Raw genomic sequence first — 10,694 nt, forward strand, 5'->3', positions numbered from 1 at the left:
CTTAAAACCTTTCAATAACTTTGAGTTTTTCTAATATGTTAGTATCTTAGTCAGGCTATTAAACTCAGACAAACAAAAACGCTCACACAATGTCCACACGTGATAACCTGCCTAAGGCAGATGGAAATGAAGAAAATAAGACTAAGATTTTAGATATAAACTTAGAAACTGAAAATCCAGAAACTGTTAAATCAGATGGTTCTGATGAAGAAACCACTGAAAACACAGAACATTCTGAAAACGAAGAATCTAAAACATTGGTTAATCCACAGATTACAGATGCTATAGAAGAAGATTCTGAATCCGAAAATAGTATTACAACTACAGAAGAAACATTAAATTCTGATACTGAGGTAAAAGAAAATGTACCTACTCCAGATGAAGTTACTACAGAGAATAGTGATGATGCACCTACTTCAGAAAATGATGCAAAGGAATCTGTAGACGAGAGCAGTGAGGCAATTACTTTACAAAAAGAAGAAGCAAAGCCTAAAACTCCTGCCGATGAAGATCAAATTCAAGATCAAATGGACGAGGCTGTTGCTGAGCATAGCGAAGATGAGACTACCATAGAGCGTCATAATATCGAGAAGAAGGATTATCATGCCATGAATAAGGAAGAATTGATCAAAGAATTACGAGAATTGGTCAAAAATGAAAAAATTCAGGCAATAAGAGAACACGTTGAGGAAATCAAAAATGAGTTTAATGAAAAATTTAATGAAGAAGTAGAACAAAAGAAGGAAGAATTCATGGCCGATGGTGGTGATATTATAGATTTCTACTATTCTACGCCAATAAAAAAAGAATTTAATTCTGTTTATTTTGATTATAAAGAAAAACGAAATTCATATTACCAAAATCTTAAAAAAGACCTTCAGGAAAATCTAAAAAGAAGATTAGAATTAATTGACGAGTTAAAAGGATTACTTAATGTAGATGAAAACATAAATACAACATACAATCATTTTAAAAGTATCCAAGAAAGATGGCGTAATGCGGGCCCTATACCAAGGGATAAATACAATACTGTATGGAATACCTATCATCATCATACCGAGAATTTTTATGATTTTCTGCATTTAAACAGAGAATTTAGAGATCTTGATTTTAAACATAACCTTGAGCAAAAACTTAAGATTATTGAGCGTGCTACAGAATTAGCACAGGAGACCGATGTTAACAGAGCCTTCAGAGAATTACAGTTACTTCATAAAATGTGGAAAGAAGATCTGGGACCTGTTGGAAAAGAATACAGAGAACCTATCTGGGAAAAATTTAGCGCCTTAACAAAGCAAATTCATGAAAACCGCCAGAGGTACTTTAAAGATCAGGATAAAGTCTACGAACAAAATCTAGTAGTCAAAAGAGAAATCATTGCAAAAATTATTGAAGTTAGCCAGGATCACCCTAAAAATCATAGTGGTTGGCAGCAAAAAATAAAAGAAATTGAAGCATTAAGAGATCAATTTTTTAAAGCAGGAAAAGTACCTTCTAATGTAAATGAGCAGACTTGGAGTGAATTTAAAACTGCTGTAAGAGATTTTAATCGTAATAAAAATGCATTTTATAAAGGACTCAAAAAAGATCAGTTTGATAATTTAAATAAAAAGATGGAACTGATCCAGATTGCAGAAGACAATAAGGATAGTGATGATTTTACTGCCATTACTCCACTTATGAAAAAAATTCAATCGGATTGGAAAAAAATTGGCCATGTACCTCGAAAGGATAGTGATAGAATATGGAAAAGGTTTAAAGATGCATGTAATTCTTATTTTGATAGACTTCATGCAGAGAGAAATGAAGCTAATAAAGAAGAGCTTGTTTCTTTAGAAAAGAAACAAGAACATATAGAGATTCTTAAAAAACTAGAGTTTTCTGGGGATACCGAAACCGATCTTAAAACTATAAAAGAAAACATTGCTACTTGGAAAACTTTAGGTAGAGTGCCATATAAAAAGAAAAATATAGAAACCGAATATAACAAAGTTCTTGATGGTTTCTTTCAGCAACTTAATTTAGGTCGTAAAGAAACAGAACTTATTAAATATGAAAACAAACTAAATACTTTATCCGGTCAGAGTGATGATCGAGCTCTTAGAAATGAACAGAGCTTTATTCGTAAAAAAATTGATGAAGTTAATGGTGAAATTCGCCAATTAGAAAACAATCTTCAGTTCTTTAAACATGCCAAAGATGACAATCCAATGGTAAGAGATGTACGAAAGAATATCGAAAAGTATAAAGAAAACTTAGATGTTTGGAAAGCTAAATTAAATAAGATTAGGCAACTTTAGTCATATACATACAATGGCTTTCTGTAATTTAGAAACATAGTATTCTGGAAATACAGAAACGAATACATTCGTATTACATTCGTATTACATTCCTTTAACATTTTCTTTCATTCAGTATAGAAAGAGAGCCATCAATTGCTTCAAAACGAAACAAATGATTCTACATGTGCTTTTTCCTATTCTACTGATTTAAGTTGTGATATAAAACTTTTGAAGTGTCTTATAGAAATTTATCTCGACTTTTATAGATTCATATAAAAATATCTTCCTTTTTTGGTCGAATCAAAAAGTTAAATAAATAAGTTCAAAAAATAAATTACCCGTCAACTCTTGAAGTTGACGGGTAATTTTGTTTAAAATATTTGTTTATTTAACAAACAGTGTATTTCCAATTAATAACCTGGATTCTGTTGTCCAGCTATAGTTGGATTTGCATTAATCTCTGCTGTTGGAATAGGAAACTGAAATCTAAAATCTCCTGCAGCAAGAGTTGGAGCTTCAGGAGCTGTTCCTGTTCCATCAATAATATCTCCTGCAGTAGCATTTCTTGTTATACTTTCTCCTCTTCTTTTAAGATCAAAAAATCTATGACCCTCACAAGCTAATTCAACTCTTCTGTTAAATTGGATAGCATCTTCAAGAGCTGCTCCTGTTTCTCCTCCTGTAAAGGAAGTAAAGCGCTCATTTCTTAACTGATCTAAAGTAGTTAATGCCTGAGCTCCCTGACCTAGTTCAAATTGAGCTTCAGCTTTGTTTAAAAGAACTTCTGCATAACGAAGTACTTTTACATCTACTCTACCATTAACCTGACCTGCTTCACCTAAAAACTTTTTGATTGCATTATAGTCATTACCTTGATTTGTTCCTACAAATTGTAAAATATCTCTTCTTACATCATTAGCATCAATACTATTGAAGAAGTCAAAATCAAGTACATATTCTGAAATAGTTGCAGAACTAGAAGATTGACTATAGAGAACCCCTACATTATTACCATTAGATTCTGAAGTAGTATTAATAGAAAGTTCTATCACTACACCAGCATTAGTTGCGTCTGTATACACATCTGGAAGTTCTGCAGCAGTTGCCAAAGTACCAGAAACTGCATCAGCTGCATCTATAACTTTTTGATATTCTCCATTGTATAAATATACTCTGGATAATAATGCATTTACTCCACTTTTATTTAATCTTCCTTCTCCATTATCATCTCCAATTAATGTGCTCGCTCGCTCTAAATCTTCAATAATCTCAGCATAATTTGATGCCACAGTTTCTCTTGCCGGTTGTGCAAAAGGATCCCCTGTTTCACCATCTTCTACTTTAAGATACACAGCTCCTAAAGAACCATTAGCATCACCACTTTGTGTTGGGATTTTACCAAAGATTCTTGCCAAGTCAAAATGTGCCCAGGCTCTTGCAGCTAACGCCTGTCCAAGGATATTATTCTTTTCAGGACCATCATTAAGGTTATCTATTTGACCTATTACCAAATTGGCAACATTAACTGCCTCATAAGCTTCACTCCAGTATAAAGGAATAGGCCCAAGAGTACTTGCTACATATCTAAGATCATGATAATCATCATTAGACCTTCTACCAGTTTGTGCCTGTATTACATTATCAGAAACTATATCTGGAATACCCTGTAAACCAGAGTTAGGGTTAGAATAATAAAGCCATAACTGTCTATAAATACCATCTACACCGTTTTGAAAAGCGGCTGGGCTATTAAAGAAAGTATTTGGATTACCTTCTGTAAAAGGTTGCGCATTATCTAATTCATCGTCGCAGGCAAAAAACCCTAACGATAGAAATAAAATAACTACTATATAAATTTTATTGTTCATCTCTCTTTTTTTTTAATTAAAATCCTACTTCAACTCCAAACGTGTAAGATCTCGTTTGTGGGTAACTAAACAAACTAAACTCTCCAGGAACAAAACCTGCATTTCCTTGATCTCCTGATTCTGCAGAACCTATACCGATTTCTGGATCACCATTATAATCTGTTATTGTCCAAATATTTTGACCCGTAACAAAAAGTCTAAGTGATTCTAATTTTATAACGTCTAAGAATTTCCTAGGCATATTATAATCAAGAGTTAATGTTCTCAATCTAATAAAATCACCTTTTTCTAAGAATCTTGTTGTTCCTCCTTGATCCGCATTAGCTTGAAATAATGGACTAGGTAAAACATTAGTATCTCCCGGTTGTCTCCAGTAATTAAAAGCTTCTGTTCTTAGGTTTCTGTTAATGTTTCCTATTGCGATACCTTGTTGACGTTGGTTGTTCAATATATAGTTTCCTCCTCGGTATACAAAATCACCTCTTAAACCAAATCCTTTATATTTTACAGAAGTATAAAACCCTCCTTCATATTTAGCTATTGGAGATTTTCCTTCTTGGATTTTTTGGAAACTATCATTGTATGTTTCTGTAACATTTCCGTCAAGGTCTACATATTGCGGTGCACCATTGGCAGGATTCACTCCAGCATATTCTACTAGATAGAAAGAATTAATATCTTGTCCTTCTCTAAGAATGATATTACCAAATGTTCCTGTAACGATATCCTGACTATTGATCAGTTTATTAACTTTTGTATCCAACAGTGTAATATTTCCTCCCATAGATAAAAGGAAGTTATCTGTTCTTATTACATCAGCATTTAAAGTAATTTCAAAACCACTATTTTCTACCTCACCAATATTCTGGAAAATTGCATTATCCTCATCTCCAACGGTAAAAGAAATAGGTCTGTTAAGAAGAAGATCTTTTGAAGTCTTCTTAAAGTAATCTACAACACCACTAATTCTATTGTTAAAGAAAGCATATTCTAAACCAATATCAAGAATAGCTTGAGACTCCCACTGAATAGCTGGGTTTGGCGCTCTTAAAGGTACAGCTGTTGTCTGACCGTTATACGTATTATTAAACCCTAGTACCGGTAAAAATTGAAAATTAGGAATATTCTGGTTACCTGCTGTTCCGTAAGAAGCACGAAGTCTTAAGTCATTAAAAAATGAATCATCCATAAAACTTTCTTTAGCTATATTCCAAGCTAAACTTCCACTAACAAAGGTACCATATTTATTATCTGGTCCGAATCTAGAAGATCCATCACGTCTAACCGAAGCAGAAACAATATATCTACCATCAAAATCATAATCTGCAAATACTGCCTGAGAGAATAAAATTCTTCTATCTTCTTCTGATCCAGCAGCTGTAGCTTCTGCAGCAACATCTAAATATGGAATATCTGGAGAAGGAAACCCTCTTGCTGTTGCAAATAAATCTGTTCTGATATTTTCGTTATATTCTAATAAGAAACTAGCAGATACATTGTGTAGGTCATTAAAAGTATCATTATAGCTAAATAAGTTCGATACATTATATTCAAAATCAAGGGCAAAATTTTCAGTCTGAGTTCCAGGGAAATTAGCATCTCCGATAAATCCTTGTAATACTCCTCCTGCAATTGATCTATTTGTTCTGTTAAAACGATTACTTACAAGTCCAACAGCGAAACGATTTGAAAATTTATCTGACAGCGTAAGATCTGCAGCTACATTACCTAAAATTAAAAAGTTACGATTGTTTTCTGGCTCTGTTTGTAAAGCTAAAGCAATCGGAAAAAATGTAGTTGTTGGGTTATATACAGGGTTTCCTTGAGAATCTAACAAAATACTTCCATCTGTATCTCTAGAGAAAAGTGGATCATAAGGATTATAATCATACAATCCTCTAAATGGATTCTGAACATTGTTTCTATCTCTAGGAAGATCTGTAGTACTTCTGGCAAAAGAAACATTAGCATCTACACTAAGCCAATCTTTTGCTTGATACGTAGTATTTAAACGAGCTGTAATTCGTTCAAAACCTTTAATCCTATCAATTATACCGGTATCCTTGTTATATCCAAGTGAGAAAAAATAGCTCAAACGATCACCAGCACCAGATATAGATAAAGAATTAGACTGAATTACTGATTTTCTTAAAAGCTCATCTTCCCAATTTGTATCCAAATCAATAAACGCCTGGCGTTGCTCAGGAGTAGTAGCTGTAGCACCAGGTAAACTTTGTGCAGCACCAACACCTAAAGCAGCATATTGACGCTCTATTTCTAGCTTCTGAGCTGCATTCATTAAATCAAAAGAATCTGGAATACGCTCTCCAAAACCATAAGAAGAAATAAATTTAATTTTAGCTTCTCCCTTTTTACCTCTCTTAGTAGTAATTAATACTACACCATTTGCTCCTCTAGATCCATATTTAGAAGCCGAAGCAGCATCTTTAAGTATAGATAGAGACTCTATATCATTAGGGTTTAAGTTTCCTAATGGGTTAATATTATTATTTAAGGTATTATCAGTAATAGGAACAGGAACTCCGTCTATTACATAAAGAGGAGTTGTACTAGCATTAATTGAACCAACACCACGTATTTGAACAAATGCAGTATTCCCTGGTCGTCCATTTGCAGCAGTAACCTGCACACCAGCGGCTTGACCCTGAAGAATATTATCAATACTGGTAGAAGGTACAAAATCTTGTAAATCTTGCGCGCCTACTGTTGATATCGCAGAGGTCACATTTGACCTTCTAGAAACACCATATGCAGTAACAACAACTTCTTCTAATTCGGCAGCAGAAGTAGCTAACTGAATATTTATAGTAGTATTCTGACCAACTACAACGTCTTTGGTCTCAAAACCAACATAACTAAAAGAAATTACAGCACCTCTACTAGCAGAGATTGTGTAATTTCCATCAAAATCAGTTTGAGTTCCGTTATTTGTATTCTTAATAAGGACATTTACTCCCGGAAGAGGTAATCCCTTATCATCTGTAACTGTTCCCGACACGCTTTCTCCTTGCGCGAATGTAATACTACACACAAAGAAAAATAACATTAGAAACTTGTAATAATGTACTTTCATAGATAAAAAAGTTTTCAAAAAATTAATACTTAACATAGTTATTAGATATAACCATAAAAGGAAGGATTAGAATATTTTGATGGCTAACTCAAATTTACTTTCACAAAACTTGAACAAAGTTTAAATGGAAATAATACATTCATCCTCCCTATTTATGATTATAGCCCAAAGAAACATTTTACAGGCATGAAGAAAGGTAACCCCTATAAGCTTTTACCCTTAACCGAAGAAAGTTTACCCGTACGCGAGCCCCTTTACCTTTAGGATTTAACGTATTCTGATGGCGTAATTCGATTGTATTTCTTGAATGATTTATTGAAAGTCACTTTGTTATTAAAACCAACCTCATAAGCCACATCAATGATATTGATATTCTCATATTGATATTGCTTACCTTTTAAAATTTTTTTTGCTTCTTCAATTCTATACCTATTAATCAACTCAAAAAAGTTAAGATTGAAGTGTTCATTTATAATTTGAGAAGTATTATGCCTTGTAGTATTAAGTAATTCTGAAAGCTTTTGTAGACTTATATCATTTTTTCGATATATTTTATCTTGATCCAATAACTCCAATAGTTTTTCTTTTAACTCTAGTGAAAGTTGTTCTGTAAGTCCCGATTTTTTATATTTATTTAACCCTTTCTGCACTTCGTCCTTAATCATTTTTAATCCACTAAATATGCTAGGTTCAACAAATGCAGTATAACTAATATATAAAATCAACAATGCAATTGACAAGATTTGAAAATTAATAGGCAAATCATCTGTTACACGCCTTATCATCAGGATATCATAAAAGACATACGAGATTATATGTAGTGAGCATAATATAATAATATTTCTATGCCAGTGATGTTGTATTCTAGATATAACCCTATTACTCTTAACCGATTTAATATATATTCTTATCACCAAAATCATATATATCAATAATGACAAAAGCTTAGAATCTGATATTAAGGCTATATATGGGCGTTTATCATTTAACATCATCCACAATTTCTCTTCTACAGATAAATTATATACTGGGAGTAATAAAAGGAGAAGTAGCAGTGTTGGTACCAAATGCAGTAAATCTATAGGCATAAACCTATATCTCATAATTACTCTTTTAAAATAAAAGTAAATAAGTGGCCCATATAAAAAAGAAAACAATGTTGACAGATATAATGAATGTGGAAAATAGAATTCATAATTTGTAGGTAATAGACTGATATTAATTATAAAAACTGAATGTTGAAATAAAAAAACACTCATTAAGAAATTAGCAATTTTGTCTGAGCGCCTTCTAAAATTTAGTACTACCGAAATAAACACGCCTACAAACCCAACGTACAAAGAAAGCAACCACCAAAAATCAAATTTCTGATGATATTTATCTACTAATCGGATATAGGAATCAGAATCATTAATTGGATCAAAATTACTATGACTCACAAACGAGACATCGAGGCTTATTTGTATATACTTTTCTATATATCGGCAGGCCAATTTTGCTTTATTAGCTTTAGCGTAAGAAAACGCTAATTCCTTAAATAAAGCTATCGAATCAACATTTTTTCCTTTTCGTACTTGTTGGTAGGATTCTGAGTTTAATTTATACGCTTCTAACTCATAATTATTAGTAGAAAATAAATGGCCATACTCACTAGTGTCCTTATTTTTTATATTTATTTCTTTTTCATAACAATACATTTTTGAAGAAATAAATAAAATAAGGACAATCAGTACTAGAATTGATCTTTGTGTTTTCTGAGTTAGCCGCATAATTATTCTTAGGATAATTATGATCAATATGGTACAATATGTTTTTTAAAACCTAATTACTTAATATAGTCGGATTAATCCTTTAAAAATTACATTCTAGTACGCAAAAAATAACTTTAGGGCTATAATTGCCTTCACTAATAACATCTATACTAGTAAAAACTTGTTTACTTTTCTTTTTTTTAAGTTATCGACTTCATTTTGAAGAACAAGAAGAAGTCATGAAATACTCATCAAAGAAGTGTAGAAATTAAATTGCCCGCCAATAGTATTGGCGGGCAATTTTACTCATAAAAAATTAAGAGTAGTATTTATAGTAAAAAATGTTAGTTTAATATCCTGGGTTTTGATCTAACAAATCATTTCTGTCTCTTGCTTGCTGAGGCACAGGAAAAACTAACTTATTGTCATTATAAGGCAATCCGCCTATATTACGCTGCGTTCGTTTATAATCATGTAAAGCAAATCCTTCGAAACCTAGTTCTAATTCTCTTTCATTCAAAATTAAATCAATCGTTAATGCGCCAAGTGCAGGAGCAGAAGATCTCGCTCTTACGGCATTTATTTCTGCCAATGGAGCCATACCAATAGATGTACCTTCTCTAAAGTTACCTTCAGCTCTTATTAAATGCATTTCTGCAAATCTGATATGCTGAGTATTAGCAAATTGTCTTACAAATTTAGAGCTTAAAGTTAATCCTCCATCTGTATAGGTATAATTTCTTCTTTCATCCGCAGCAGAATCAAACTTATCTATATAAGCCTGAGCAATAGATATATCTCCTCCTCTACCTCCTAAAGCTTCGCTTGCAAAATGTTGTACTTGTCGATTAGCTCCTTCTTGATTTGTAACAACAAATGAAAAGATACTCTCTGCCGTATTATCATCAGAATCAAATACAGCATTAAAATCAGGCATTAAACTATGCCCGCTATTTTGTATCACATCATCTGCAGCATCTCTTGCAGCAGCATAGTTACCTTGTTGCAAATACACTCTTGCTAAAACTGCCTGAGCCGCATATTTATCAGCTCTATCTCCATTAGTATCAGGTAATTTACTGTAAGCGCTTGTTAAATCCTGTATAATTTGCGTATACACCTCTTCTACAGAATTTCTAGGAACTAATCGCTCAAGACTTGGAGGGTCCAGAACAATAGGAACACCAGCTTGAGTATTTCCTCCACCCGCATTGTATTGTTGGCCGTACAAACGTATGATATCAAAGTATGCGAGCCCTCTTAAGAATAATGCTTCTCCTTCAACTCGATTTTTTTGATCCTCATCGTCGAACTTATCTAAGTTTGCCATTACTGTATTAACAGCACCAAATAACAAATAAGCATCACGCCACATTCCATTAGCACTAGCATTAACATTATCCAGTTCTTTATTAAACAGCTCTCTTAAGTTAGCAAATGTTCCATTCCATTCTATTTGATCTGTATTACCATACAAGACAGCTATATTTGCCAAATCTCCGTCATAGTTCCCGCCTCCAAAAGTGGGATCTCCACTTCTTGCAGAATCATAAGCACCAGTAAGAATAGCTTCAATATTTGCTGCTGTTGATGTCGCCACTTCAGTAGAAACACTTTGTTGTGGCTCTATATCCAGTTCATTCTCGCACGATACAGTACTGAATATCACTATTAATATTAAATATTTCAAAAATTTCAT

The 10,694-nt window shown here is 32.9% G+C and carries 5 protein-coding genes; 1 reads left to right on the forward strand and 4 read right to left on the reverse strand.

Annotated elements, in window-relative coordinates:
* The first annotated feature begins 89 nt into the window (after positions 1-89).
* Positions 90-2,300 (forward strand): DUF349 domain-containing protein, encoded by a 2,211-nt coding sequence (locus Z054_RS0116815; RefSeq protein ID WP_024771210.1) that lies wholly within the window; start codon positions 90-92, stop codon positions 2,298-2,300.
* Between the two features lie 392 nt (positions 2,301-2,692).
* Here Z054_RS0116815 and Z054_RS0116820 read toward each other — a convergent pair whose 3' ends face one another.
* From Z054_RS0116820 to Z054_RS0116835, 4 genes are all read right to left on the reverse strand, one after another.
* Positions 2,693-4,150 carry a RagB/SusD family nutrient uptake outer membrane protein gene (locus tag Z054_RS0116820; protein WP_024771211.1) on the reverse strand — a complete coding sequence of 486 codons (1,458 nt, stop codon included), beginning with the start codon at positions 4,148-4,150 and terminating at the stop codon, positions 2,693-2,695.
* Between the two features lie 16 nt (positions 4,151-4,166).
* Entirely contained in the window at positions 4,167-7,244 is a 3,078-nt protein-coding gene (locus Z054_RS0116825) for a SusC/RagA family TonB-linked outer membrane protein (protein WP_024771212.1), read from the reverse strand.
* 260 nt (positions 7,245-7,504) lie between these two features.
* Entirely contained in the window at positions 7,505-8,941 is a 1,437-nt protein-coding gene (locus Z054_RS0116830; RefSeq protein ID WP_161635302.1) for a helix-turn-helix domain-containing protein, read from the reverse strand.
* Between the two features lie 403 nt (positions 8,942-9,344).
* Positions 9,345-10,694, reverse strand: a complete 1,350-nt coding sequence (locus Z054_RS0116835; RefSeq protein WP_024771214.1) for a RagB/SusD family nutrient uptake outer membrane protein — start codon at positions 10,692-10,694, stop codon at positions 9,345-9,347.

The organism is Aquimarina macrocephali JAMB N27 (assembly GCF_000520995.1).
In the GTDB taxonomy this organism is placed as follows: domain Bacteria; phylum Bacteroidota; class Bacteroidia; order Flavobacteriales; family Flavobacteriaceae; genus Aquimarina; species Aquimarina macrocephali.

Bases quoted from the DNA above. Each gene is read 5' to 3' on its own strand.
- Z054_RS0116830 (WP_161635302.1), bottom strand. From the start codon at position 8,941: ATGTATTGTTATGAAAAAGAAATAAATATAAAAAATAAGGACACTAGT.
- Z054_RS0116835 (WP_024771214.1), bottom strand. From the start codon at position 10,694: ATGAAATTTTTGAAATATTTAATATTAATAGTGATATTCAGTACTGTA.
- Z054_RS0116815 (WP_024771210.1), top strand. From the start codon at position 90: ATGTCCACACGTGATAACCTGCCTAAGGCAGATGGAAATGAAGAAAAT.
- Z054_RS0116825 (WP_024771212.1), bottom strand. From the start codon at position 7,244: ATGAAAGTACATTATTACAAGTTTCTAATGTTATTTTTCTTTGTGTGT.
- Z054_RS0116820 (WP_024771211.1), bottom strand. From the start codon at position 4,150: ATGAACAATAAAATTTATATAGTAGTTATTTTATTTCTATCGTTAGGG.